Origin of the sequence: Pseudomonas sp. GGS8 (assembly GCF_024168645.1) — a bacterium.
GTDB lineage: Bacteria > Pseudomonadota > Gammaproteobacteria > Pseudomonadales > Pseudomonadaceae > Aquipseudomonas.
Genome location: NZ_JALJWF010000001.1, coordinates 4,662,651 through 4,688,071, shown reverse-complemented (window position 1 = coordinate 4,688,071; position 25,421 = coordinate 4,662,651). Strand labels below are relative to the sequence as shown.

Genomic DNA, 25,421 nt, shown 5'->3' with positions numbered 1-25,421 from the left:
CGTATTTTTCTCATCCCCAAGATCTTTAACTAATCGCCCATAATCCTGAGCATAATTTTTTATACCAAGCGGATCCGAACCAGGATTACTCTCCATATAATCCCCCAACAATTTCATAGCGGTCAGTATCTTTATATTGCCGGGCCCAACATCATTCAAAACCGGATTAAAATATTTTATAACTCCTTGACGCACATCATTTGCACCTACAATCTCTTTAAGCAAATCTGGATCAGCCAAGACACTTTCATAATTAGCCTTAAGCTCTTCATGACTAGCGCCTGACACTGTTATAGCCTGCACAACATCTTTAAACCCTAGGGATTCATACTCTTCTCCTATGGCTCCCAGCATGCCCTGAGCAGTTACGTCGTCCACCCCCAAGGCCTTCGATATTTCGTTTGCTTCGTCTGCCATAGACTGAAGGTATTCAAGTGTTGACTTACTAAAAGACATAATCCGTTCCCTTTGATTCATCCATTAAATATTCAGCTACCCGACCCTAGAATCAGCATTAGCATTATAAACAAGCCATGAGAAACTACCGAACCGATAGAAATCCACAATCCAATTTTTCTTACCACATTCGCTTTGACACGCCCACCCACCAGAGTACACGCCCCCCCTACCCACCCGATCTGGGAATAAGCTAAAAGCTCAAAAACAACTATTTCAGGACTCAACCACTCTCGCCCCCAGCGCCCATAAGCCCAAACAAAACAACAATATATCGTCAGCGGAAAGCTAATAAACCAAACGAATATGAACGATGCCTGTTTGCGCTTGACCCTCATAAAAATAAAACCAACTAATACCAAGACGATATAAATATAAATATCAAAATCCACAAAAAAATCTCTTACCCTATCCATTTAAACCTCATGCCTCGCCATAACACCAAACACCAACACCAAACTCAATAAAAAAAACGACATTCATGCTGTGAGCAATGACCTTTAGCATATCCATTAGAACTTCCATCAGCCTTACCTCGATCCTCCAGTCCTTTAAAGAAAGCTCAACAACACTACGATTGCTCATCTATAATATGCAGCGTGACCGATTCTATCTTTCCCGCAAACTCTCACCCGCATACTGCTGCAACGGACTCAGGAAATAATCAATCACCTTCCGGCGATCCGTCTTCACTTCCACCGTCACCGACATCCCGGGAGACAAAGGCACTTTTTTCCCGTGTACCAGAATGGAATCCTGCAACAAGCGAATGCGGCTGCTGTAGATCAAGCCACGTTTCTCGTCTTCGATCGCATCGTTGGAAACGCTGACTATTTCACCCTCGACCGTGCCAAATTTGGTGAAGGTAAAGGTTTCGACTTTCACCGTGGCAGGCTGGCCCTGACGGACAAAACCGACGTCCTTGTTTTCCAGCATGGCCTCGACTTCCATCGGCTGGTCATTGGGCACAACCACCATCAACGGCTGGGCCGCCGTCACCACACCGCCCACGGTATGAATCGCCAGTTGCTGTACGGTGCCATCCACCGGCGCGGTCAGGCTCATCAGGTGATCGCGTTGTTCGGCCTTCTTGAGTTCTTGTGCCAGCGCCGCTGCTTTCTGTTCCGATTGCTGCTGCAAATCGAGCATTTCCCGGCGGGTTTGAGCAAGAATGCCTTGTCGGCGACGCTCGGCTTCCTTGCGGCTGGCATTGAGTTCGATCACTCGCGCCTGCTGCACGGCCATGTCCCGCTCCTGGTCCAGCAGGGCCTGTTGCTTTTCAAGGTAGGCGTGGCGTGGCACGTATTGCTGATCGAGCAGCTCTCGATAGTCTTGGGCCAAACGGCGGGTGATCGGCAGCGTTTGTTGCAGCGAGGCCACCATCGCCTTGGCCGATTGGATTTCCGCCGTGCGCTGCTCGACTTCCGCGTCGACCTGGTCCAGGGAGCTTCGCAGCTCCAAGTATTGCCCTTGGAGCCAGCGCTGTGCGGCCGTCACTTGGGGCGGATCGGCCTGAAGCAGATATGTGGCAAGGGAGCCGGGTTCCTTGCCACTTTGAATCGCCTCAAGCAACGCCGTGGCCCGGGCGCTATCGACCTCGGCCGCCAGCAAGTCACTCTTGAAGCGATTGACGTCGGCGCTGGTCGCACTGGTGTCCAATTCCACCAGGACATCTCCGGCCTTGACCCATTGCCCATCGTAGACCCGGATGGCTTTCACCACCGCCACTTCGCTCGGTTGGATGGTCTTGCTCTTGCCGCTTGCCACGACCTTGCCACGCGCCGTGGCGACCACTTCGATCTCACCGACGCAGGCCCACAAAAGCGCCAGCGCGGCGAAGCCCATGATGGTCCATTGGATGTAGCGTGGCGCAGGGTGAGCAGGTTGATCCTGCAAGGCGAGCGCGGCCGGCAGGAACTGGACTTCGTGGGCAAGCCGATTCGGCGTGTCCAACTGTTTGCGGTGGCGCCATGCCTGGCGCCAGGCAGTCCGATAGCGTCGCAACAACGCACGTGTTGCTGAGGGTTCGCTCATGCCAACTATCCTTGTTGCAAACGGTGCAAGCGAGAATAGTGTCCCGCTTGATGGGCCAGGAGCTCCTGATGGGTGCCCTGTTCGACGATCTGTCCGCGATCCATGACGACAATCCGGTTGGCATCGCGCACCGCCGAAAGCCGGTGGGCGATGATGATCACCGTTCGCCCTTTACAAATGACCTGCATGTTCTGCTGGATGATCCGCTCCGACTCATAGTCCAGCGCACTGGTCGCTTCATCGAAAATCAGGATTCGCGGGTTGCCGATCAAGGCTCGGGCAATCGCCACGCGCTGACGTTGCCCGCCAGACAGCGAAGCGCCGTGCTCGCCGACCACCGTGTCGTAGCCCTCGGGCAACTCAAGAATGAAGTCATGGGCCCCGGCCATTTTCGCCGCCTGCATGACCGCCTCCAGCGGCGCCCCGGGATCAGTCAATGCGATGTTCTCGCGGATGCTGCGGGCGAACAGCATGTTGTCCTGCAACACCACGCCGATTTGCCGGCGCAGTGAAGAAACATCGGCCAACGCCAGGTCCATGCCATCGACCAGCACGCGGCCACGCTCCGGGACGAAGAGACGCTGCAGCAGGCGGGTCAGTGTACTTTTGCCGGAGCCGGAGCGTCCGACGATGCCGATCACCTCTCCAGCGCCTATTTCCAGGCTAACGCTGCGCAGCACCTCGGAACCGTCGGGACGATAACGGAAATGCACTTGGTCGAATTCGATCCGCCCTTTCAATGCGGGCAATGCACTGCGGGTCGCCTGGGACATCTCGGTCCGGGTATTGAGGATATCCCCCAGGCGCTGGACCGAAACACCGGTCTGCTGGAAATTGGTCCACAGTTGAGCCAGGCGCATGATCGGTTGCGCGACCCGCCCCGCGAGCATGTTGAAGGCAATCAATTGCCCCACCGACAGTTGCCCGTCAATCACCAGCCGGGCGCCGAGCCACAGTGTCGCGACAGTGACCAGTTTGCCGATCAGCGAGACGCTTTCATTGGCGATAGTCGACAAGGTCTGGGTCTTGAAACCGGCGCTGACGTAGGCCGCCAGTTGGTTGTCCCATTTGCGGGTGATCTGGGGTTCGACCGCCATGGATTTCAACGTGTCGATGCCGTTGACCGTCTCCACCAGAAAGGCCTGGTTCTCGGCACCCCGGGCGAAGCTTTCGTTCAAGCGGGCGCGAAGCACCGGTGTAATCAACAGGGAAACCACGACGTACAACGGCAGTGACAGCAGCACCACCAGCGTCAACCAGCCGCTGTAGAAAAACATCACGGCGATGAACACCACCGAAAACAGCACATCCAGCACCAACGTAATGGTGTTGCCGGTAAGAAAGCTGCGAATATTTTCAAGCTCGCGGACCCGAGCGACGGAGTCACCGACCCGCCGTGCCTGGAAATACGAGAGAGGGAGCGTCACCAGGTGCCGGAATAACCTGGAGCCCAATTCAACATCGATGCGACTGGCGGTGTGCGCGAACACATAGCTGCGCAACCCGCTCAAGACTGTCTCGAACAACATGATGCCCAGCAGCCCAATGGCGATCACATCCAGCGTGGTGAGCCCGTGGTGCACCAGCACCTTGTCCATGACGACCTGGAAGAAAAGCGGGGTCAATAACGAGAATATCTGCAGGACGAAAGAAACCAGCAGTACTTCACCCAATAGCTTTCGATATTTGACGATGGCCGGGATAAACCAGGTGAAATCGAACTTGGACAGCTCGCCCGCCAACGACGACTGGGACCGTATGAGAATCAACTCACCGCCCCAGCGTGCCTGAAGCTGTTCGGCGCTGATCATCTCGGGGCGTTGGGATCGAGGGTCATGGATCAGGATTTTTTCCTGGTCCATACGGGCAATGATGAAAAACCCGCCGTCACTGGCACAGGCAATCGCAGGCAAAGGTGTTTGCCCCAGCCGTTCAAACGTGGTGCGGATAGCCTTGGCCTTGAGATCAAGCTGACGCGTGGCCAGCAGTATTTCGGCTTTGCCGAACAACTGCCCTTCAGCCACGTATTCGTGGGTAAGCTGTTCCGTAGAAACGGCAACGTTGTGAAAACGCGCCAACATGGCCAGACAGGCCAGCCCTGTATCCAGCACCGCCGACGGCCCTGGAGAAGTACCTTGTTCTTGCATAAACGCATCCATGCGGAAAATTCATTAGCGAGCCCCCATGAATTCCTTGGGTGGGGCTCGGTGGTCCGCTTGGCGCCAAGCGCCCGAGTCGAGAACCGATATCAAAACAACATTATTCGTTTTTCCAGTCTCTGTCGACCAGAGACCGACTTCCAACGCCCGTGCCAGAGCCTTACATCAGTTCTGGGGGAAGAAAATCACGCTGCGGCTCGTAGTCTGCCTTCAGGTATTCGGCAAGCTGTTGCAGGTCGTTGGCACTCAACGTGCCGGCGGCCTGTTTCAAACGCAGATTATTGAGAATGTAGTCGTAACGTGCGTCGTTATAGTCACGCACGGACTTGAAGAGTTGCCGTTGGGCATTGAGCACGTCGACGGTGTTGCGGGTCCCGACATCCGCGCCGACCTTGGACGCCTTCAAGGATTTCTGGCTCGACAGGATCGTCTGCCTCCGGGCTTTTATCTGCTGGATGTCGGAGTTGACGGCACGGAAATAGTTACGGGTATCGAGGACCACTTCCCGGCGCTGGCTTTCCCTCAATTCCTCGCTTTGCGTCAACCGCTGATAAGCCTCATGCGCCTGGGAGCTGACGCGCCCCCCGCTGTAGAGCGGGACGGTCACTTCCACAGCGACACTGCTCTGAGCGACGTTTCCACGGTAACCATCGCGACCAAAATCAGTCGGGTTGCTGTAGCCAAAACTGTCGTTATCGCCCTTGCGATAGGAAGCCACCGCATCAACCGTTGGCGCATGCCCGGATTGACGCTGACGCAAGCGCTCTTCGGCCGCCTCGACGGCGTAGTTGCTCGCCAACAGCATCAGGTTCTGCTCGACGGCGCCTTCTACCCATGACTTCGTATCATTGGGAATCGGCGCCAGCACCGGCAACTGATGTTGCATGCCCTCGATACTGGTGTATTGCTGATTGGTCAAATGCACCAATTGCTCGAAAGCGTCTTCGACCTTGCGCTGCGTCAGTTGGCGATTGGCTTGGGCATTATCGAAAGCAGACTCAGCATCCAGGACATCCGTGATGCTCGACAGTCCACCTTTCAGACGTGCTTGCGCCTGATCCATTTGTTGCTTGAGCGCAGTCTCCTCAGCTTCCGAAGCTGCCAGCTCATCCGTGGCACGCAGTGTTTCAAAATAGGCCTCCGCCGCTTGCAGAACGAGTGCTTGCTCTTTGGCCGACAACTCCAGGGCCGCTTGTACAATGCTGGCCTTGGCAGCCTTGAATTCATACCAGAATGCAGCGTTGACCAAGGGTTGTTTCAGGTTGGCCTGGATCGTATTGCCGCTGCGCACCCGTTCAAGCGCTGGCTCGTCACGCGACAGGCGAGTGGCTTCAAACGTAGCCCCCGTGCTGATCACGGGTAATAGATTGGCCCGTGCCTGCGGCACCAATTCCTGTTGCGCGGCGTAATCGGCACGGGCTGCCGCCAGGTCAGAGTTATGCGAAACCGCCTGACGATAGACCGCCATCAGCTCGGCCCGCTCAGCTGTCGGCGCGGAAAAAACGAACGAAGGGAACAGGCAGGCGAACAACAGAACGCGTTGAGCGCGACTCATGAACAAATCCTTTTGAATGACGCGAAAGCAGCGAAAAATCGGCAGCTGCCCCGATGGGGCGTCGAAACTAAGATAGACCGCGTCGAAGATCAAGCACTCAAGCCCCAGTGTTGGCCTTGAGTTTCTGCACGCGCACCGAGGCATCGGTGTTGATGGCGAAAATCAGGTTGTCGAGCTTGACCCGGCTCGGGTCCCAGTACTGCTGTGGCAGGAGGGCGCGCAATACCCGAAGATGATGAGCGTGGGTCTGCATGGGCGGATCAGTGGCCATCCTGGTCGTGCGATGGCGCTGGCGCGCTTTCTCGATTACGTGCAAGGCCACGACGCGGTATGGATCTGCCGGCGCGAAGAAATTGCCAGGCACTGGATAGCCCAATTTCCAGCCTGAGTGGTAAGTGGTTCGGAACGGCCTGAGCCACGCTGACGTATCAACATCACCCGTTCTGCTCCTCCTCTAATATCGCTGAGGCATCCTTCAGGCACTCGATACCAGACTTGCTCAGACTGTATTGCCAAGGAACACCTGAACGTCTGGCTCTGGGCCCTTTTCCGCCACTCGAGATTGGCCGGTAGTGATCTGAACCCGCCGGCGACTGGCAGAAAACGGCCCGATTTCTGCCTGTCGTGAAGGGCTGCAGTCGGCCAGGAGCGGTCCGTCGAAGCCTGGTCCGAAATTGCTGACGATCACTAGGCTGAGAATTCTTCCAGCCAAGCGATTTCCGCGCGTGGTCGCGTGTCACCAATCGGTACGGAGTGTCACAATTGCGCCACCTTCAATCCCGAGCGCTCTCCATGTTTCGTCCAGCCCTGCAGATCGTCGCCGTGCTTCTGTCCTGGATGACCGCCACCACGGCGCTGGCCAACCCTCAGTACTTCCACAAGACCTTCGCGGGCCGCATCGGCGATCGCTATGCGTTTACGATGAATCTCAAGAATGTCGACGGCAGGCTGACGGGAAGCTATCGCCATGCCGGCAAGCGCAATGATATCTACCTGAGCGGCGAGATCGACCCATCAGGGACCTTTACGATGAACGAGCTCGGGAGTGCGGGCCAACGCACCGGCACCTTCACCGGCAAGGTGGCCAGCGACACGCTCGACGGCAACTGGGCATCGGCCCGTGGCGACCGGCGCTTGCCCGTTGACGCGCATCAGACCTCGGAAATCATCATTGGCTCGAAGCGCGAGACTCTCACGCAGGCGATCGGCACTTATGCGCTCGATAGCGTCAGCGGCGTGGGCTGCCCCAGCGGCGTGTGGGAGTCGTGGCGAGACAAAGGCCGATGGAAATCGAACTTCTCGGTCGTCGAGGATGGGCACGGCGAGGTCTCAGACGTGAGCCTGACACGCGGGGACCTGCACCGGCTCAACAGCATGACGGTCACGTTGGACACCTCGCTTGCCACGCGCCTGAGCGTCGATGGCAAGGTGCTGCTGTCGATCCCGTACCGCGACGCTGGCATGCAGTACGAGATCAGCCAGCCCCACAACGCTGGCATAGAGTACGAGATCAGCCAGCCCCTCAACAGCGTAATGGAGGATCACCTGAAGACGCTGTCGCCCGCCACCACCGTCTATAACGAGCATCTCTACCTGCTCGCCCGCGACGCGATCGATTTCGCGCCGGCGATGTCGGGCAATTATCTGTCCAACGACGTGGGCGTCGTGACGGTCAGCTACGCCGTCGTCGGCAAGACCTTCGACGTCTACCTGCGGGACGACAACGGCTGCAGCGGTACCGTGTTCTCCTTCCGGCGCAAGGGCCGATGAAGGCGATGCATTATGCGCCTCTAGGTAAGGCCCCGAGTGCAGCGGCGGCGCCAGTGCTCGCCTGAATGGCCGTTGACGAGAAATGTGTACGACCGTTGAGGGTCGATTTCAGTCGGTCGTGACAGGCAACAATCGGCCAAAGCAGTCACTCACGGCGGAAAAGGGGACTGATTTAGGGACTGATTTATTTTTAAGGAAATAAATTAGTCCCCTTTTTGCGGTCCCTCGTTGTATTTGAAGGCAGCATCTACCGCTATCCCAGGAGGAAGAGATAGATGCTGGTTTATTGCTGGTGCAACACAGCCGTTAATACGTACTGATCCTGTTTTTATGGCTAGGGGTTGCCTCCACTATTTTTCGCAAGTTGCCGTTGTGCTCGCGCCAAACGGACCCTTTCCAGAACCGATGCGGCATAGCGCTCCGCGTCAATACGACTCAACGCTGCATTAGCTTTGAGTGGAACAGCCAGTGGTGCTGGGGGAAAACCTGCCGCAGATAGCTCTGTATCCGTCTTGCGAAGGATTGCAAGTGCTCCTGCGAGGTTGCCCGAATCAGGAACTGGCGTCGATAAGATCGCCGCCTCCTCCGTGGGAGTCAGTGGCGCTCTGCTTCCCTTCAACGGAGGTAACGGGGTGGGCAACGCGGTCAACGTCTCCCGTGGCGTTGGCAACGAAAGCAAGTGCAGTGGTGTATTCGCTTGGGCGTCGCGTTGCGTCAACGGAGGTAAGCCCCATAATCTTTCCAGCAAGGCAGGTACCGACGCATGATCGTATGGAGTTGTATCTACGGTACCCGGCGCAATGAGTGGGGATGCTATAACGGCAGGTACTCGAACACCGGCTGTCGTGAAGTTAAAGCCATGCGTGTTATAGCCATACGCAGGATTATCAGCTGGGGCGGGAATTTCCCCTGGTGTGACCGAATCGTAGAACCCGCCATGCTCGTCATAAATGACCAGCAATAAGCTAGTGTTCCAATAAGGAGAACTTCTGATGGCCGAATAGACGGCATTAAGCATGTGCTCACCGCCATAGACATCATCCATCGGATGTTGAGAGGAACCGCCCGCATAGGTCCCATTGGCCAAATTTCCGTAGTGTGGTTCTATAAAGGTGTAGCAATAGGGATATGGTCCTTGCAGGTCCTTGGACAAGGATGCCAATGAGTTCACATCAAGCATGCTGACGCCGCTGAGGGCGGAAACTTGGGGAATTGCACCAAGTCTCGACCCGTTGTTGGGAGCATCGCTATAGAGGCTAAGACCATTGGCCTGGGCGTCATGGTAAATACGGTAGGGAATATTGGCCCCTTTTAATCGTTGGAAAATAGAGCCATTGGGGTATTTGAATCCGTTGATTTCCCATCCAGCCATCTGAGCCGTCGTAGGACTGTCGTCGAACCCGGAAGAAGATGCACCGTGCAAGAAGAATCGGTTGGGCCACGTCGGCCCTGGCATGGAAGAATACCAGTGGTCGCAGATAGCGAACTGAGCCGCTAGATTATAGATCGCTGGCAATTGGTAGCGCGTATCAAAACAGGACATGATGTCAATAACCTGGTCCGGATGCGGTGGATTGGGAGATTCTGACGTCGATGTCGCGTAACTGCTGACGAATCCAGAGTTATTGATGGGTGGGTAAGAGGCACCGTATGGAAGAGACGTAGTCAGGCCAGTCAACTGTTGAACAACGTCGGCAAATTCATGCCCTGGATCCGTCGGCAGACTCAAGGGGGCGCTGTTTTGAACATAGTACCTCTCATTATTGTAAGTATTGTAATCATCCAAGGTGGCGACCTTTACCCCGGAAAGCTCAGACATGGCAAAAATATTGTCAAATGAGTGGTTTTCCAGCATCAGTACGAACACGTGAGTGAGGGGTGCTGAGGGTGCCAACTTGGTCATTCCATTGTCACACCCCCCAGACTTCAACGCGATATTAAACGTCGAGGCGCTGACTGATAGGGTGAGGGTCTTGCTCGCATCGGCATGTTGCAGTTGGCATTCTTTCCAGTAATCCTCCACAGAACTGCCAGAATTGATATAGAAACCCGCTGACGGACCGTCCTTGACGTGCACAAGTACAGACCAATAATCCAAAATCTCCCCTGTTCCGAATCCAGTCTCGAAATAGACGACCATCGGACCGACGGTTTGCCCGGGTTGGGCTTGCCATTCGCCACGCTGACTTCCATTACTCCGATTGGTGTGAAACAGGATAATGTCCGCATTCCCGTTCGTAGCATTAGTAATTAAAATTTTGGCTGACTGTTGCGTTGTCATGTCGATACCTCCGTGTGTGACCTTTATGAGTGCTGCGGGTGATCCTTCATATCGTTTGGTCAGGGATGACTGACACGCGGCGTAACCTTATTGGCAGCCGATAGCGGTTAATTAGTCATCGATTCAATGGGATGGAGCGAACAGGAGTCTATTGGGTAGAGAGAACCTATTTCTTGCCAATCTGCCAGACATTTAGCTTCGCTCATGATGCACTCCCTGGCGTCATTGAGTTGAGCGGACGGATATCGCGTTGTGGCAAGAGACATGCACATTTTCAGCAGGCTACCTGAGATTAATCTTGTGAAAACCACGACAAACTACCGTTTTAACTTGCCATTTCAGTTAGTTACAGAGCCAATCGGAGTAATTCTTAATCTCGCCACAGCTAGGCATGCACGCATATAATTAATAGTGAATTCGTTGCTGAATAATATTGATAGCAGCGACTAAGCGCATTCGCAAATATTACTTAGACAGAATAGCGAGCACATTCACCAGCATAATGCCATTTTGCTATTGCACAGATTTTACGGTGACTTAGCGATGAACCGTGAAATCATAATAATTGCTCCCTAAGTGCATAAACGTTAATTGATAAAACGAGCATGGCACAGGAGCACCAAAGTATTTGAATTTCCCTTTTTCCTTCCGTTACAACCCCTCTTGAGCAGCTGCTGCCTCTGCATGGGGCATCGAGGCAGCTAGTCTGGGGACAGCGAACAGAAGAAAAATGACTCCCGGCCTTTTTTCTTCGTCCGCAACGTCAACTCCCCCTCCTGACACACAGGGCAAGCCAGGGCCCGAGCAGACACTGCCGCCGGCTCCCCGAACTCATTGACCTCCACGTCATATTGATCATCAAGCAGCTCCTTGACGAAGCTGGAGACCTTTCCCTTCCCCACCACAAGATAAACACGCCGCTTAGCCCTGGTCAGCGCTACATAAAACAAGCGCCGCTCTTTGGCATGTGCGAATGATTCACGCGGCGGTAATAGCGCTTCCAACAGAGGATGGCTTGCCTTTTGGGGAGGCATTCCAAACTTACCCGCCTTGTTGCCTAGCGTCACAATGTAGTCAGCCTCCTGCCCCTTGGAGGTGTGGATGCTGTAGGTCTTGATCGTCAAATGCGGGTAACTGTTATTGAGCTGATTGAGCTTTGCTGTGTCTGGAAGCAGGAAATTAAACCGGGCCAAAATGTAAACAACCGACCCCGGTTTGGCTCGCGCTGCAATCTTGGTCAGAACATGAGGCAGCGCCTCATCGTCATCCAACTCAGTCCTGAACAGCGAAACCGCCGGTGAATCTTCCAGCGTATGAGTGTGAATGTCCTTCTTCAGCTGCGCCGGATTGCGCATCACGAACCGACTGGCGACCGCGTTGATTCTGTCGTTGAAACGGAAGGTCTTATCCAGCGCACTGATGGCGGTCCGCACCGAAGAACGCTTCAAACTGCGAAGTGAGACGGATGTCACTGCCAGCGAATCTATAAATCGACTGCCAATCATCCCCAACGCAAAACAGCGAACCATCAGGCTGGGACCGCCGAAGCGCTTTGACCAAACGAGCTCTTGGCTCGGAGATGTCCTGGTACTCATCCACCAGCACAAAGCGCCATGGAGCCTTGAAGTCCCCCTGCTCCGCCAGGCGCACTGCCTTCACGATCATGTCATCGAAATCGATCTGCCCCTTGCCCTCCAGGTCGTCCTGATAACGTTTATAAATGGGCATTAACAACTCAAGCGCCGCCCGCATTTGATCCGGGGACGGCGCTGCGTTGATACGAACCTCCAGATCGACCTTAGCCAAATCCGCAGCCTTGTAACCTGTTAGCAGCTTTTCCAGCAGTTCGGCAAACTCGGTGACGACGCCAAACTCGCGAAGCGTTTCCAGCATGGCTTCATCAGTTAACGGATTGAAGCTCACGCCGGCTGACAATAAGCGCTTTTCCAGCAACGGAAGTAGCTGGCCTTCCTGCTGCTCAAAGTGAAACGTTTCGATCAATCGAGTCTGGTGCTGTTTGTGCAGGTCACGCTTCCAGGCCATTGCTTGGTGCTAGGTCTTTCGGTCAACGTAAGGCGCCGTATTGCCTTGACGGTCCGTCCCGAAGTGCTCGATGTAAAGATCGAACGCGGGCAGGTAAAAATCGGGATGGTAGTCCCGGCGTTCGGCCGTGCGGGTAGAGACCTTGATTAGGCTCATCAGAATGTAGAAGCTGATGAGCATCGACACTGTGAGTGCGAGGATAAATATTGTTGGGTATGGCGTTCTTGACCGAGCCGCGAAACCAGCAATGGCTACCAGAAGAAAGGCATGACAGCCAGAGCGCAGAGCGCCCTCACTGTCGCTGTATGGCTCGGTGGTTTACCTTCAGATTCGGACGGAGTAATAGCTTGGTTCAGGCGGGAAATATCCTGCATATGCAGTCGATCCTTGATCCGGGTTTATCCGGTTTAAGAGTGTCATTTCAGAACTGCAACCGCAGTTTTGGCTACCAACGTCAAAAATGAACCCGAATCCCCTGCCATCATCTGCCAGGTAAAGATCAGGCGCGGCGTGCCATCAATAGTATCGAGGCAGCAGCGGACAACAAACCGGCACGGCAGCAATTAAAAATTTTCTTACCACGAGGCTGAGCAAACCAGCGGCGCATGTGCAGTCCGATGTGTGCATAGACTCCAATCGCAATCCACTCCAATACTAGGAACAGTAATCCGAGCAGCGTGAACTGAGAACCAACGCCTAGCGCTGGGTCAACGAATTCCCAGCTACTTCACCGATAACGTGGGACGTGTCATGGCAATGGCTGACACCGTGGGACGCCGCACCCTGATGGAGTACGACGTGCTGGATCGCAAAACCAAGGTTACGGACCCGCTAGGAAACGTGACCGGTTTTACTTACGACACGAACAGTAATCTCCTGAGCGTCACCGACGCCAAGAACGGAGTGCATGCGTACACCTATGATGCTAACAGCCGTCGTGCCACCTTGACCCTGCCCAACGGGGTGACCGTCAGTTACGGTTACGATAACGCCGGCCAGTTGATCAACCTCAATTACGCCAAGGGCGGCACCAGCCTTGGTAATTTGAGCTACGGCTACGACAACGCCGGACAGCGAGTGCAGCTTGGCGGCAGCCTGGCCCGCACCACCCTCCCCGGTGCTGCGAGCTCCACCAGCTATAACGCGGCTAACCAGTTGACGGCATGGAGCGGTGCCTCCTTGCTGTATGACGCCAACGGCAATATGACCAGCGACGGCAGCAACACTTACACTTGGGATTCGCGCCAGCGCCTGAGCACGCTCACGGGCGCCGTATCCGGGAGCTTCAGTTATGACGCAGCCAACAGACGCAGCCAGAAGACAATTGCCGGCCAGACCACCGGTTATGTCTTCGACGGTGTCAATCTGGTGCAAGAGCTGACCGGTACTGTCACCCCCACGGTACAGGCCAATCTCCTCACGGGCGGCGTCGATGAAATCTTCAGCCGCACCGAAGCCAGTGGTAGCACCTACAGCTACCTGGTTGATGCGCTGAGTTCAACCCAAGCACTTACCGACAGCACTGGCGCGCTCACCACGCAATACACCTATGACCCTTATGGCCAGACCAGCAGCAGCGGCTCCACGAGCGCTAACGGCCAGCAGTACACCGGTCGAGAAAATGATGGCACGGGTCTCTATTACTATCGGGCCCGGTATTACTCTCCGGGCTTTGGTCGTTTTATCTCGGAAGATCCGATTAGCCTTGCGGGAGGGATAAATACATTTGTCTATGTATCGGGAAACCCGACAAATTTCATTGATCCATTTGGATTAGAACTTACCCCAGTGCAGCAGGCAGCTGTGAAGCTAGCAGCCCAAGACTGGTCAGGCTCCAACGTCCCATATGTCTGGGGCGGCGCTACGAAGACAGGGGCAGATTGTTCAGGATCCATTTCATCGATCTACAAACAAGCAGATATTGATATTGGACGAATGACAAGTGGCCAATTCTCTAGTAGCTCCTTATTTGAACCTGCCAATGATGAGTTACAGCTAGGAGATATCGGCGTTTATCCAGGTCATGTGGTTCTTTATGGGGGGGACCAAACTGGAGCCTCAAATAGAGATGTATGGAGCGCCTCACACACAGGAGGGCCAGTTTTTGGCCCCGCTAAAAGCTCTTGGTACGGAGCGCCGTACTTGGTATCGTTACAAAGGAAATTAACCGATGAACATTTCAAACATCAAGATCTTCATAATTGCAATTTCGTGCCTATTGCCGACATTGACTGCATGGGCCAAATCACCCTGTGATGGTATTGACCGACGTTTAAATTTATCTGAAATACCGAAGCTACGCATAGAGGTGAGACATCAATTAAACGTCGACAACGTAGAGATTTTACAATCATTTAAAAGCCTTAGCTGGACGATTTTGTATGCAGCCTCAGATGAGGGTGACCCTGCATTTTTATTTTATTCAGACAACCCAACAAACCATCACTTTATAACTCTATGGAGTGGCGGAGCGAAGTCTGATGAGGAGCAAGCTATTAGTTCATGGCTTCAGGAAAACGCCAAAGGCATTCCTAGTGATCTTGCGCAATGTTTTGTATGGCATGTGACGAAAGATCGAGACATGTAAACAAATGTCCGATCGAAAAGCTAAAACATCTTTTCCCATGCTGGGGGAAGATCGATGATTTAGACCTCAAGTAACACTGTGGCGCTGGGGCGCTGTATCTTGAACAACCTCGAGCGGAGCCTCCAAAGTAGCTAGCTCTGGAAGCGGCCATTGTGGTGTTGGCACTATTGACTGAGAAGCGAAGCACCCCACTATTGCCCCCCTTGACCCAATTCAGAGCAACCACATCGTCCCGATCTTCGACTCCGAGCAGTTCAAGCCACTCGCGAAAAAGCGCCTCGGCCTCCGCCTCACCGCCCTCAAACTGGGTGAGATAGGGAGGCTCGCGGAAATGACTGTATAGAGCCAACGGCCCATGCTGATAATCTTCAGTCAATGTCAGGTTACGGACTTCTGCTCGACTCAATGGAGTGGCGATAGCTCTATCCAAAGCCCAAGTCATGCTCGGCTCGGGGTAATCGGCGCAGGGGAGCTTCCGGATCAGCTTACGATGCCAATCAAATTGGCTGGCCATGATCTGTTCATACAATGCATTCAGAGCTAGTCGATGCATTGCTTCATCGATCAGTGAATTCTGCCCAAGAGACACAACCACAAACTCAAACACACACCCGGCGGCGTCCATCCGTTCACGCAGTGATTCTGTTCTTTCCTGATCGACAACCTTCAACCCGAGTAAGTGATCCATCACTCTTCCAATCCTTCTTTCCTGGCAAAGTCGGCGTACCGCATTCACTGAGCGGACGTCAAAATGAAGGCAATACGCTAACAAATACGCTGCAGGGAAAATGTAGGAGTATTCGGCAAGTAGGAGAAGATGCGGCGAAAACTGAGGGGGCGGTCTACAGGCCACGACCCTCAACCGGCAAGCAGGAATGTCTTGGTCCGGGCAAACTCCGAATCATCGCGCGAACAGAACATCGCGTCGGACGCCACCGCTAGGACGGGATAAACAGAAACCGCGCTGGCGCAGGTAAGCCATCAATCATCCAGATGCTCTGCCAAAAAGCCCACAAGATGGAGAGGACTTCGCGAATCGATAACCTTGTAAATCAGATCGCGCTTGCTCCTCGGCAACTTCTTCACCACGCTCTTGGCCGAAGCTCTGACAGCTTCGTCCGTTCCATGGATTCGAGCCGCAAGCAGTAGCACCAGCGTTGCATCAGAGAGGTTCATAATCAGCCCCAATAGTTAAGCTTCTGAGTGTACCGATTTCAATTTTGTGTACGACCAACAAGCAGCGCGGCACTGGTACAAAAGCACTCCCAGCACCGCGGAGCCATCAATTACCCAAGCCTCTAACAGATGCGCCATCACCTACCGACGGCTCAAATTATTCAAAGCCCGCGTGCCAATACCGCCCGCTCCCGCCCCAAGGCACCGCCAAACTGAGGGCTTCCACCCGCAGATAGCTTCTTCAGGTATTCCGCAATCATATCCAACTCTCCTGAAAGATTCGGTGCAGGCGCCGCCACAATACCCTTCTCACCTCGCTCCCAGCGATCAAGCTGGTCAGCCCAATCCTGCATCATTCGCTGACGCTGTTCGACGTACAGTGCATGATTGTAAGTGGCTCGGACTTTGTTGGGTTCGGCATGGGACAGTTGTGCATCGATCCATTTCTCTTCATAGCCAAGCTCGTTGAGCGCGGTAGAGAGCGTTGCGCGAATACCGTGGCCCGTCAGCTGGGTTTCATAGCCCATGCGCTTGAGCGCTACGTTGAGGGTGTTCTCGCTGATCCGCTTTGATAGGTCACTGCGATGAGGCAGTAAATCGCGCTGTGCTGGACGCCTGAGCTTGAGCAACTCCCGGACGATCGCGATTGCTTGACGTGAAAGCGGAACCACATAAGGCGGAATCTTGTTGCTACCCTCCTTGCGCAATCGCACCTGCAACTGCTTAACAATCACCGCCGGTATAGTCCTAATTCCCCGATCCAAGTCAAATTGGTCAGGCTCAGCAAATCGCAATTCGCCTGTTCGCACGCCGGTTAGGAACAGCAAGCGCAAACCCAAAACAGTCAGTTTGCTACCACCGTAATGCCGCAACTTTTGCAGGAAAACAGGAAGATCTTCCATGAGTAGATAGAGGTTGTTTGTCACTGGCGGCTTGGGAATGGCGACAATATCGAGATCTGCTGAGGGATTGGTCATCAGTCCCTTTTCAACCATGGCATAGCGGAACAATTGGTTGAACCAGGTCCGGCATTTTTCCGCGGTCGTGAACGCCTGACGACTCTCAATTCTGCGCAGCAATTCAATCAAGTGCTGACGAGAAATCTCGGCGATAGGTAGAGGCCCGAGCAAAGGCAAAACGTCTTTGGCAAAAATACGATCAATCTGGGAAAGCGAGGATAGGTGCAAGCCGTCCATATCCTTGAGGCTGTAATTTCTTCCGAGGTTTTTTGCGTGGCGAACAGCCGTATCAGTCAAAGGCATATGTACATCTCCTCGTCTCGATCGATTGAGGAGAGATGTACGGGTTCCAGCAATGCATCATCTATCTGAAAACTGGCACGTCCTGGGACCGGATTTCGATGTACGTTTTAATGTACAAAAAAAGCGTGGCTGGGGGTGGTTTTCAGTAGAAATCACTGGAACGAAAAAAGAGGCCGAAGCCTCTATTTTCAATGACTTACAGACTTCAGTAGACATCTGTAGATCAACATCTGGAGCGGGAAACGAGACTCGAACTCGCGACCCCGACCTTGGCAAGGTCGTGCTCTACCAACTGAGCTATTCCCGCGTCTTGGTGAGGCGCATTCTATAGAATCCAGATGCCCCGTCAACCCCTTGATTCAAAAAAGTTTTATTTCTTTTCCACATCCGTCTTCAGATGTGGCCAAGCGGCCCGCAAGTACTGGACCATGGACCACAAGGTCAGGCCAGCGGACACCATCAGCAAGGCATACCCCACCAGGACCCAGAAGCTGAAGTCCGACGGATTGGCCAGCAGGATCACCAGCGCCAGCATTTGCGCGGCGGTTTTCCATTTGCCCAGGTTCGATACCGCCACATGGGCACGGGCGCCGAGTTCGGCCATCCACTCGCGCAATGCCGAGACGACGATTTCGCGGCCGATGATGACGGCGGCCGGCAACGTAAGCCACAGGTTGCCGTGTTCTTGCACCAGCAGCACCAGCGCCACGGCGACCATCAACTTGTCTGCAACTGGATCGAGGAAAGCCCCGAACGGTGTGCTTTGTTCCAGACGCCGGGCCAGATACCCGTCCAGCCAGTCGGTCGCGGCGGCAAAGGCAAAGACCGAAGCCGATGCCAGATAGCTCCAGTGGTAAGGCAAGTAAAACAGCAAAATGAAGATCGGGATGAGCAGGACGCGTAGAACGGTAATCAGATTAGGGATATTCATCGACACAACTGGCTACGAGGTGAGTTGGGCATTCTACTCGCTGTGCAGATTTGCATAAATCAACTCTGCGAGCTTTTTACTGATCCCGGGTGCTTTGGCGATCTCTTCGATGCTGGCACGAGACAGCTCCTGCAATCCACCAAAATGTTTCAACAAATCGCGTCGACGTGTCGGTCCGACACCGGCAACCCCCTCAAGCGTCGAGGTGCGGCGAGTCTTTCCGCGCCGCGCACGGTGCCCGGTGATGGCAAAACGGTGAGCTTCGTCGCGTATCTGCTGAATCAAATGCAGCGCGGGGGAATCACCGCGCAAGGTGAATTCATGGGCCGCGTCGTTGAGGTACAAGGTTTCGAAACCGGCCTTGCGCGTCGCCCCCTTGGCCACGCCCAGTAGAGTCAAGTCGGGCACGGCCAGCTCATTGAGCACGTCACGGGCCATCGACAGCTGACCTTTACCGCCGTCGACCAGCAGAATGTCCGGCAGTTTGCCCTCCCCGTCCTTCAACTTGCTGAAGCGTCGGGTCAGGGCCTGGTGCATCGCGGCATAGTCGTCGCCTGGCGTGACGCCTTCGATGTTGTAGCGGCGGTAGTCGGACTTGATCGGGCCTTCCGGGCCGAACACCACGCACGACGCCACGGTGGCCTCACCACTGGAATGACTGATGTCGTAGCACTCGAGACGTTGCGGCGGCTCGTCCAGGCTCAGCACTTCGGCCAGGGCATCGAAACGTGCGGCGACGTGCTGCCGGTTCGCCAGGCGTGCGCCCAGCGCTTGCTCGGCATTGGTGACCGCCAATTGCTGCCAGCGCGCTCGCGTACCCCGCACACGATGGCTGATGGTCAATTCACGACCGCGCAGCTCTTCGATGGCCGCGATCAGGGTCGGAAAATCTTCGTGAACCACGTTGACGATCAGCTCGCTCGGCAAGTCGCGTTCGGGGCTGCTGATGAAATACTGGCCGAGAAACGCCGCCATGACTTCGGAAACGTCTTCTTCAATACCCACCTGCGGGAAGAAGTTCTTGCTTCCCAACACCCGGCCACCGCGTACGCTGATCAAGTGCACGCAGGCGCCACCCGGATTGACGAACGCCGCGATCACATCGACATCGCCCGTCCCGCCTTCCATGCTCTGCTGGTCCTGGACCCGACGCAGCAATGAGATCTGGTCACGCAATTCGGCGGCACGTTCGAACTCGAGATTGACCGCCGCCTCTTCCATGGCCGCGGACAACTCGTCCGCCAGCGCGTTACTGCGCCCTTCAAGAAACATCACCGAGTGGCGAACATCTTCGGCATACACTTCGGGCTCCACCAGACCGACACACGGCGCCTTGCAGCGCTTGATCTGGTATTGCAGGCAAGGTCGCGTGCGGTTCTTGTAATAGCTGTCTTCACACTGACGAACAAAAAAAGTCTTTTGCAGCAGGCTGAGGCTTTCACGGATCGCACCTGCGCTGGGGTAAGGGCCGAAATATTTGCCCTTGGCTTTTTTCGCTCCGCGATGAATGCTCAAGCGCGGGAACTGGCCATCCGAGAGAAAGACATAAGGGTAGGATTTATCGTCGCGCAGCAGGATGTTGTACGGCGGGCGCCATTCCTTGATCAGCGTCTGCTCAAGCAGCAAGGCCTCGGTTTCGTTGGCCGTGATGGTGGTTTCGACCTGGGCGATACGGCCTACCAGCGCGGCGGTCTTGGGGGCAAGACCGGTTTTGCGGAAGTAGCTCGCCAAACGCTTCTTGAGATTCTTGGCTTTGCCGACATAAAGCAGACGGGCATCGCTGTCGAACATGCGATAGACACCCGGCCGCCCACTGACCGTCGACAGAAACGCGCTTGGATCAAAGGTTTCAGTCATTTTCAGAGGCTGGCATCAACCATGCCGTGACGAACCGCCAGCAGCGTCAACTCGACATCACTGCTGATCGAAAGCTTTTCGAAAATACGGTAACGGTAGGTATTCACTGTTTTTGGCGACAGGCACAGTTTGTCGGAGATGATCTGTACTTTCTGACAGCCGACAATCATCAACGCAATCTGGATTTCCCGTTCAGACAAGGCGTCGAAAGGCGAATCGTTGGTTGGCTGGAACGACTTGATCGCCAGTTGCTGGGCAATCTGCGGGCTGATGTAACGTTGCCCGGCAAACACCAGGCGAATGGCCTGGACCATTTCCGGCAGTCCGGCGCCCTTGGTCAGGTAACCCGCAGCACCTGCCTGTAACAAGCGGGTGGGAAACGGATCTTCTTCGCATACGGTGACCGCGACGACTTTGATGTCGGGATGACTGCGCAATAATTTGCGCGTGGCTTCAAGACCGCCGATCCCGGGCATCTTGACGTCCATCAGCACCACATCGGGTTTCAACTCACGCGCCTTGAGCAGGGATTCCTCTCCCGACTCGGCCTGGCCGACTACTTGCAGGCCATCGATGTCAGCCAGCATTCGTGTAATGCCTGTACGAACGAGATCATGGTCATCGACTACTAGCACCCTAATCAAGCAGACACCTCGCGATTTGGTCTTATTGGGTTGCCGGACACCTTAGCAAAAAGCGACTGGCAGACCTAGCGGAAAGCAGCATATAAAAAGTGTCAATTCTTCTGGCGAGGCTTGCCGCCAGTGTGTTTCAGCGATGCAGTCCATTGATATCACGCTGCATTCTCAGGAAACACTGGTCCTTACCGACTACCTTCAGGCCCTTTCTCTCGTAAAGTATTCTTGCCGGATTATTTTCAAAAACGGTCAGACGCAATGCCGGGCGCCGTTCCTTGCAGGCCATGGCGAATACCTGATCGATCACCCAGGAACCGGCGCCCTGCCCCTGGCAGGCTTCACGTAAATGCAATTCACGGATATACAAGGCTCTGGCGTCACGGCTCAGACTGACATACCCCATCAGCGTGTCATCACGCACAATCAGCCAGTTTTCGCGTCCCTCCCAAGCAACATCGAAAGCCTCGTCCAGCCACAACAGTTCATGTTGAATGTAGTAGCGCAGCATATTTCGACAAGTCAGATCACGAGCGAAGTCCAGATCTCGAGACGTTGCCGGGCGCAGTTCGAAACCCATTCAAGCCTCCGCGACAGCCACGATTTGCCCTTTCCAGCCGTCAGCATTGCGACGAGCAACCACCATAAGGCTCCCCGTACCCGATGCCGCCGCAATCAACGACCCGTCCGCCGCCCAGATTGCACTGCGCCCTGCCGACTCCCAGCCCCCCGTTACACCACCATGATTGGCCATCAGCACCGCCATCGAGTGGGTGTGGGCATAACCTTGCAACCGTGCGGTATCTGGAGCGTAGCCGTTTTCTGTGATCAGCACGCCCGCGGCATAAAAATCAGCGCCCTGCCGTGCCGCGGCGGCTGCGTGACTGGCGTGAGTAAAATCGGCGCATACCGCCAACGCGACGGTGTCGGTACCGATCTTCAAGGTCGAACCACCCGCTCCGGGAGCGAACGCCACCTCCTCGCCTGGGTGCAGATGCTGCTTGCTGTAGATCCCGAGCGAACCATCGGCCCCCAATACCAACGCTCCTATCAGCACCGGCGAATCGTCCGACAGACGAATCGGCATCCCGACGACACTGGTCACTCCGACCTCCCGTGCGAAATCGCGCAGTGGTTGCAGCACTCTGGCGTCTGGCACGATGGCCAGCTCCGCTGCCAGACCACGCTCGTAGCCAGTCAGCGACAGTTCCGGAAACACCAGCAATTGCACGCCCTGCTCCGCCGCAACCTGCATGAATCGCAGATGCCGGGCAATATTGGCGGCAAGATCACCGGCGACGGAGATCGATTGAGCGGCGGCGATAGTCAGTGTCGTCATGCTTCGTCCTTGTGATGTTGATGATTTGGGCGCCGGTTACACGCTGCCCGTCGCACAAAGTGTGTCATAACCCCCGACGTACTCAACCGATAGAAACGCCCGTGATACTCGATAGCATTTTCTGATTGAATCCGCGTACCAGCCTCTAGTAAGCTCGGGCCACTCATCGGAGACAGACCATGTTCAACGCCCTCTCACAGCTTCCTACCGCCAGCGCCCCGCGCTCGGTTGCGGCTGCCCGAGTGAATGACGTTTGTGCTTCGGTCAGCTTTTATTTTGGGTATTGGTTTAGCCACTGGCGCGCCTGATACCCACACGGCGCCCACTTTAAACGGGTCGCCGCCAGAGAATTCTCAACCCCCGGTCGGCCTCCCGACCGGGGGTTTTGTTTTTCAGCCCTGAACATCTTTAGCGTCACACCAAACAACTTGAGGATTTACGACATGAATTACGCCACTTATTACCGTTACGACACTTTTACCGCCTGGCGATTTACCAGCTTCCGCTCGGGACAGCCTGCCGCCTCCGATCGGTCACCCACAGGTGGCAAGCACACACACGTAGCCAATCCGGCCAATTGTCGAACACCCCAGTAGGGCCGAGCGCGCGGGACGAACCCGCCGCCAGCCCAGGAAGCCCGAACATGAACTCGTCCGTCTCTGCTCTGCCGCTGTCCACCTTGAACCCTGCCAATGACGCGCTGACCTTGCGTCTGCCCAGCTCATTGCAACTCAAACAGCAACTGCCACTCAGCAACGCCCTGACCCTACAAGTCGCCGCCCACCGCCAGGCCGTCCGCGCGATCCTCAACGGTGAAGACTCCCGTCTGCTGGTGATCGTCGGTCCCTGCTCGATTCACGACCCGCGCTCAGCCCTCGAATACGCCGCCAACCTGGCCAGTCTGTCTGCGCAAGTCAGCGATGAGATGCTGTTGGTGATGCGCGCCTACGTCGAAAAACCCCGCACCACGGTCGGCTGGAAAGGCCTGGCCTACGACCCGCATCTGGATGGCAGCGATGACATGGCGGGCGGTTTGACCCTGTCCCGCGAATTGATGCGCGAAATGCTCCAACTGGGCCTGCCCGTTGCCACCGAGCTGCTGCAACCGATGGCCGCCGGTTACTTCGACGACCTGCTGAGCTGGGTCGCGATTGGCGCCCGTACCACCGAATCGCAGATCCATCGGGAAATGGCCAGCGGCCTGAGCATGCCGGTAGGGTTCAAGAATGGCACCGATGGCGGTGTGGCTGTCGCCAGCGACGCCATGCGCTCGGCCGCTCATCCGCATCGCCATTTCGGTGTCGACAGCCAGGGCCATCCTGCGATTATCCAGACACCTGGCAACCCCGACACTCACCTGGTATTGCGTGGTGGCCATCGCGGGCCGAACTACGACCGCGACAGCATCGCCAAGGTGCATAGCGACTTGACCAGACTCAAGATCCCGGCGCGAATCATGGTCGATTGCAGCCACGCCAATAGCGCAAAAGATCCGTTGCGTCAGCCCGCGGTGTTCAACGACGTGCTTGAACAACGCCTGCAGGGTGATCGCTCGCTGGTCGGCATGATGATTGAGAGTCATCTGTTCGAGGGCTGCCAACCGTTGAGCCCGTCGTTGCGTTACGGGGTGTCGGTAACGGACGGCTGCCTTGGCTGGGCCGGAACGGAACAATTGTTGTTGCTGGGCGCCGAGCGACTTCGTGCACAACGAAGCACTCAACAGCCAAAGTAAGTCCGCGATGCAGGGCGATCTGGTCGGTTTACACGGAAAAATGGCCTACCAAAGGTAGGTCATTGAGAGAAAGATCTCAGCCATCGTTAAAAAGATGTCCGGATATTCCGACCAAGACCTCACGCTCATTCGAGTTTTCGTACCATTTCTATTCCGTTTTCATCAGGTTACAGCGGCTTTTTCATACATCGCCGAGCGGTGGGTGTGCTTTAGAGTGCCCCCTTGAGCACACACCTGACCTACTGCGAAAAAGGAAATGTACATGCTACGGAATGCAACCACTGACTATCCGATCCTGCTGGTCCACGGGCTCTTCGGCTTCGATCGCATCGGCAAACTGGAACTGTTCCATGACGTCAAACAGGCCCTCAGAAGCGCTGGCGCAAGGGTTTTCATCCCGCACCTGTCGGCTACCCACAGCAATGAAACCCGTGGCGAACAGCTGCTGGTGCAGATCGACCGGGTTCTGCAAGGAACCGGCGCAAGCAAAGTCAACCTGATCGGTCACAGCCAGGGCGCACTGGCTGCACGATATGCGGGGGCACTGGCGCCAGAGGTGGTCGCCTCGGTGACATCGGTCAGCGGGCCGAATCACGGCTCGGAACTGGCCGATTTCCTGCGCAAGGCACTGACGCCCGGACGCCTGCCGGAACAGGTCGCCGGGGCGGTGGCCACCCTGTTCGCCGACTTCCTGTCGTTGCTCAGTGGCAACCGGCACCTGCCGCAGAATGCGATCGCCGCGCTCAACGCGCTGACCACCGAAGGCGTCGGCGCATTCAACGACAAGTACCCTCAAGGGCTGCCGAAAACCTGGGGCGGCAAGGGTCGCGAACTGGTGAACGGCGTGCGCTACTATTCCTGGAGCGGCATCCTGCAGGGAAACATCCTCGACGAGGGGCTCTATGCGCTAAATCCGCTGCACGGGTTCCTTCGGGCCTTCTCCCACTACTTCACCACCGAAGCCGAGCAGAATGACGGCATGGTCGGCCGGTTCAGCTCCCATCTGGGTAAAGTGATCCGCTCCGACTATCCGCTGGATCATCTGGACAGCCTCAGCCAGACTACCGGTCAGGTCCGCAAGGGCATCGACCCCATTGACCTGTATGTGCAGCATGCCGAACGCTTGAGAAATGCCGGCCTTTAGGCAATGCCTTAAGCTGGACGGCATTTTGAGAAGAAATAGCCCACTGAATCCGGTAGGCTCCGCACTTTACTGAACATTGAATGGAGTATTTTCCCATGGCCAAAGCCACTGCCCGCCACATCTTGGTTTCCAGCGAAGCCAAGTGCAACGAACTCAAGGCCCAGATCGAAGCCGGCGCCGATTTCGCCGAAGTCGCCAAAGCCAACTCCAGCTGCCCGTCGAGCCGTCAGGGCGGTGACCTGGGTTCGTTCGGTCCTGGCCAGATGGTCAAGGAGTTCGACACCGTGGTTTTCAGCGCGCCGATCAACGTGGTGCAAGGCCCGGTCAAGACCCAGTTCGGTTACCACCTGCTGGAAGTGACCAGCCGTCAGGACTGATCAACCCTTGAGTTTCCTGCACAACGGCCCGCCTTTGGTGGGCCGTTGTGTTTTCGTTATGTGATACGGCTGGCGAGGGACGC

Annotated in this window: 20 protein-coding genes, 1 tRNA gene and 3 pseudogenes; 6 read left to right on the top strand and 18 right to left on the bottom strand. The window is 55.6% G+C overall.

What is annotated here, in order from left to right; all coding sequences use genetic code 11:
- Positions 1–488: 488 nt before the first annotated feature.
- The 5 genes from J3D54_RS21100 to J3D54_RS21080 all read right to left on the bottom strand — a co-directional run bounded on the left by J3D54_RS21100 (position 489) and on the right by J3D54_RS21080 (position 6,457).
- A complete protein-coding gene (locus J3D54_RS21100; RefSeq protein WP_253422334.1) occupies positions 489–872 on the bottom strand; it encodes a hypothetical protein in 384 nt (127 codons plus the stop codon).
- Positions 873–1,065: 193 nt separating this feature from the next.
- Positions 1,066–2,490, bottom strand: coding sequence for an HlyD family type I secretion periplasmic adaptor subunit (locus J3D54_RS21095; RefSeq protein ID WP_253422332.1), 1,425 nt, complete (start codon positions 2,488–2,490; stop codon positions 1,066–1,068).
- A gap of 5 nt (positions 2,491–2,495) precedes the next feature.
- Positions 2,496–4,637, bottom strand: coding sequence for a type I secretion system permease/ATPase (locus J3D54_RS21090; RefSeq protein ID WP_253422330.1), 2,142 nt, complete (start codon positions 4,635–4,637; stop codon positions 2,496–2,498).
- 172 nt (positions 4,638–4,809) lie between these two features.
- Complete coding sequence (locus J3D54_RS21085) at positions 4,810–6,204, bottom strand: TolC family outer membrane protein (protein WP_253422329.1); 1,395 nt, start codon at positions 6,202–6,204, stop codon at positions 4,810–4,812.
- 97 nt (positions 6,205–6,301) lie between these two features.
- Entirely contained in the window at positions 6,302–6,457 is a 156-nt protein-coding gene (locus J3D54_RS21080; RefSeq protein ID WP_253422327.1) for a hypothetical protein, read from the bottom strand.
- On the opposite strand from J3D54_RS21080, the pseudogene J3D54_RS21075 reads away from it, so the two are divergent.
- Together J3D54_RS21075 and J3D54_RS21070 are read left to right on the top strand one after the other, a co-directional pair.
- Positions 6,404–6,592 (top strand): annotated as a pseudogene (locus J3D54_RS21075) (chitin deacetylase); the annotation flags it as partial. The gene J3D54_RS21080 and the pseudogene J3D54_RS21075 overlap by 54 nt on opposite strands.
- A 404-nt stretch (positions 6,593–6,996) precedes the next feature.
- Complete coding sequence (locus J3D54_RS21070; RefSeq protein WP_253422325.1) at positions 6,997–7,974, top strand: hypothetical protein; 978 nt, start codon at positions 6,997–6,999, stop codon at positions 7,972–7,974.
- A 334-nt stretch (positions 7,975–8,308) separates the two neighbouring features.
- Here J3D54_RS21070 and J3D54_RS21065 read toward each other — a convergent pair whose 3' ends face one another.
- The 4 genes and pseudogenes from J3D54_RS21065 to J3D54_RS21050 all read right to left on the bottom strand — a co-directional run.
- Positions 8,309–10,255: an alkaline phosphatase family protein gene (locus J3D54_RS21065; RefSeq protein WP_253422323.1), complete on the bottom strand. Its 1,947-nt coding sequence runs from the start codon at positions 10,253–10,255 to the stop codon at positions 8,309–8,311.
- Positions 10,256–10,956: 701 nt separating this feature from the next.
- Positions 10,957–11,688, bottom strand: coding sequence for a 3'-5' exonuclease (locus tag J3D54_RS21060; protein WP_253422321.1), 732 nt, complete (start codon positions 11,686–11,688; stop codon positions 10,957–10,959).
- A complete protein-coding gene (locus tag J3D54_RS21055) occupies positions 11,660–12,298 on the bottom strand; it encodes a UvrD-helicase domain-containing protein (RefSeq protein ID WP_253422319.1) in 639 nt (212 codons plus the stop codon). The genes J3D54_RS21060 and J3D54_RS21055 overlap by 29 nt, the downstream gene beginning before the upstream one ends.
- Before the next feature lie 499 nt (positions 12,299–12,797).
- Positions 12,798–12,983 (bottom strand): annotated as a pseudogene (locus J3D54_RS21050) (LysE family translocator); the annotation flags it as partial.
- A 53-nt stretch (positions 12,984–13,036) separates the two neighbouring features.
- Here J3D54_RS21050 and J3D54_RS21045 point away from each other — a divergent pair.
- Positions 13,037–14,554, top strand: coding sequence for an RHS repeat-associated core domain-containing protein (locus J3D54_RS21045; protein ID WP_367399624.1), 1,518 nt, complete (start codon positions 13,037–13,039; stop codon positions 14,552–14,554).
- 275 nt (positions 14,555–14,829) lie between these two features.
- Here the strand turns inward: J3D54_RS21045 and J3D54_RS21040 are convergent, their stop codons facing one another.
- The 9 genes and pseudogenes from J3D54_RS21040 to J3D54_RS21000 all read right to left on the bottom strand — a co-directional run bounded on the left by J3D54_RS21040 (position 14,830) and on the right by J3D54_RS21000 (position 22,085).
- Positions 14,830–15,573: a hypothetical protein gene (locus J3D54_RS21040; RefSeq protein ID WP_253422316.1), complete on the bottom strand. Its 744-nt coding sequence runs from the start codon at positions 15,571–15,573 to the stop codon at positions 14,830–14,832.
- A gap of 293 nt (positions 15,574–15,866) precedes the next feature.
- A complete protein-coding gene (locus J3D54_RS21035) occupies positions 15,867–16,061 on the bottom strand; it encodes a hypothetical protein (RefSeq protein WP_253422315.1) in 195 nt (64 codons plus the stop codon).
- A 308-nt stretch (positions 16,062–16,369) separates the two neighbouring features.
- A pseudogene (locus tag J3D54_RS21030) lies at positions 16,370–17,239 on the bottom strand (tyrosine-type recombinase/integrase); the annotation flags it as partial.
- Between the two features lie 315 nt (positions 17,240–17,554).
- Positions 17,555–17,630, bottom strand: a tRNA-Gly gene (locus J3D54_RS21025).
- Between the two features lie 63 nt (positions 17,631–17,693).
- Positions 17,694–18,254, bottom strand: coding sequence for a CDP-diacylglycerol--glycerol-3-phosphate 3-phosphatidyltransferase (pgsA, locus tag J3D54_RS21020; RefSeq protein ID WP_253422314.1), 561 nt, complete (start codon positions 18,252–18,254; stop codon positions 17,694–17,696).
- Positions 18,255–18,287: 33 nt separating this feature from the next.
- A complete protein-coding gene (gene uvrC / locus J3D54_RS21015) occupies positions 18,288–20,111 on the bottom strand; it encodes an excinuclease ABC subunit UvrC (RefSeq protein WP_253422313.1) in 1,824 nt (607 codons plus the stop codon).
- A gap of 2 nt (positions 20,112–20,113) precedes the next feature.
- Positions 20,114–20,755, bottom strand: coding sequence for a UvrY/SirA/GacA family response regulator transcription factor (uvrY, locus tag J3D54_RS21010; protein WP_008015884.1), 642 nt, complete (start codon positions 20,753–20,755; stop codon positions 20,114–20,116).
- Positions 20,756–20,882: 127 nt separating this feature from the next.
- The gene (locus tag J3D54_RS21005) at positions 20,883–21,326 is read right to left on the bottom strand and encodes an N-acetyltransferase (protein ID WP_253422312.1); all 444 of its coding nucleotides are present in this window, start codon (positions 21,324–21,326) and stop codon (positions 20,883–20,885) included.
- Complete coding sequence (locus tag J3D54_RS21000) at positions 21,327–22,085, bottom strand: carbon-nitrogen hydrolase family protein (protein WP_253422311.1); 759 nt, start codon at positions 22,083–22,085, stop codon at positions 21,327–21,329.
- 643 nt (positions 22,086–22,728) lie between these two features.
- Between J3D54_RS21000 and J3D54_RS20995 the strand changes: the two genes are divergently transcribed.
- The 3 genes from J3D54_RS20995 to J3D54_RS20985 all read left to right on the top strand — a co-directional run bounded on the left by J3D54_RS20995 (position 22,729) and on the right by J3D54_RS20985 (position 25,338).
- Positions 22,729–23,817 carry a 3-deoxy-7-phosphoheptulonate synthase gene (locus J3D54_RS20995; protein WP_253422310.1) on the top strand — a complete coding sequence of 363 codons (1,089 nt, stop codon included), beginning with the start codon at positions 22,729–22,731 and terminating at the stop codon, positions 23,815–23,817.
- Between the two features lie 262 nt (positions 23,818–24,079).
- Positions 24,080–24,961, top strand: a complete 882-nt coding sequence (locus J3D54_RS20990) for a triacylglycerol lipase (protein ID WP_253422308.1) — start codon at positions 24,080–24,082, stop codon at positions 24,959–24,961.
- 95 nt (positions 24,962–25,056) lie between these two features.
- Complete coding sequence (locus tag J3D54_RS20985; RefSeq protein ID WP_007933754.1) at positions 25,057–25,338, top strand: peptidylprolyl isomerase; 282 nt, start codon at positions 25,057–25,059, stop codon at positions 25,336–25,338.
- Positions 25,339–25,421 lie beyond the last annotated feature (83 nt).

Bases quoted from the DNA above. Each gene is read 5' to 3' on its own strand.
- J3D54_RS21100 (WP_253422334.1), bottom strand. From the start codon at position 872: ATGGATAGGGTAAGAGATTTTTTTGTGGATTTTGATATTTATATTTAT.
- J3D54_RS21095 (WP_253422332.1), bottom strand. From the start codon at position 2,490: ATGAGCGAACCCTCAGCAACACGTGCGTTGTTGCGACGCTATCGGACT.
- J3D54_RS21090 (WP_253422330.1), bottom strand. From the start codon at position 4,637: ATGCAAGAACAAGGTACTTCTCCAGGGCCGTCGGCGGTGCTGGATACA.
- J3D54_RS21085 (WP_253422329.1), bottom strand. From the start codon at position 6,204: ATGAGTCGCGCTCAACGCGTTCTGTTGTTCGCCTGCCTGTTCCCTTCG.
- J3D54_RS21080 (WP_253422327.1), bottom strand. From the start codon at position 6,457: ATGCAGACCCACGCTCATCATCTTCGGGTATTGCGCGCCCTCCTGCCA.
- J3D54_RS21070 (WP_253422325.1), top strand. From the start codon at position 6,997: ATGTTTCGTCCAGCCCTGCAGATCGTCGCCGTGCTTCTGTCCTGGATG.
- J3D54_RS21065 (WP_253422323.1), bottom strand. From the start codon at position 10,255: ATGACAACGCAACAGTCAGCCAAAATTTTAATTACTAATGCTACGAAC.
- J3D54_RS21055 (WP_253422319.1), bottom strand. From the start codon at position 12,298: ATGGCCTGGAAGCGTGACCTGCACAAACAGCACCAGACTCGATTGATC.
- J3D54_RS21040 (WP_253422316.1), bottom strand. From the start codon at position 15,573: ATGGATCACTTACTCGGGTTGAAGGTTGTCGATCAGGAAAGAACAGAA.
- J3D54_RS21035 (WP_253422315.1), bottom strand. From the start codon at position 16,061: ATGAACCTCTCTGATGCAACGCTGGTGCTACTGCTTGCGGCTCGAATC.
- pgsA (WP_253422314.1), bottom strand. From the start codon at position 18,254: ATGAATATCCCTAATCTGATTACCGTTCTACGCGTCCTGCTCATCCCG.
- uvrC (WP_253422313.1), bottom strand. From the start codon at position 20,111: ATGACTGAAACCTTTGATCCAAGCGCGTTTCTGTCGACGGTCAGTGGG.
- J3D54_RS21005 (WP_253422312.1), bottom strand. From the start codon at position 21,326: ATGGGTTTCGAACTGCGCCCGGCAACGTCTCGAGATCTGGACTTCGCT.
- J3D54_RS21000 (WP_253422311.1), bottom strand. From the start codon at position 22,085: ATGACGACACTGACTATCGCCGCCGCTCAATCGATCTCCGTCGCCGGT.
- J3D54_RS20995 (WP_253422310.1), top strand. From the start codon at position 22,729: ATGAACTCGTCCGTCTCTGCTCTGCCGCTGTCCACCTTGAACCCTGCC.
- J3D54_RS20990 (WP_253422308.1), top strand. From the start codon at position 24,080: ATGCTACGGAATGCAACCACTGACTATCCGATCCTGCTGGTCCACGGG.
- J3D54_RS20985 (WP_007933754.1), top strand. From the start codon at position 25,057: ATGGCCAAAGCCACTGCCCGCCACATCTTGGTTTCCAGCGAAGCCAAG.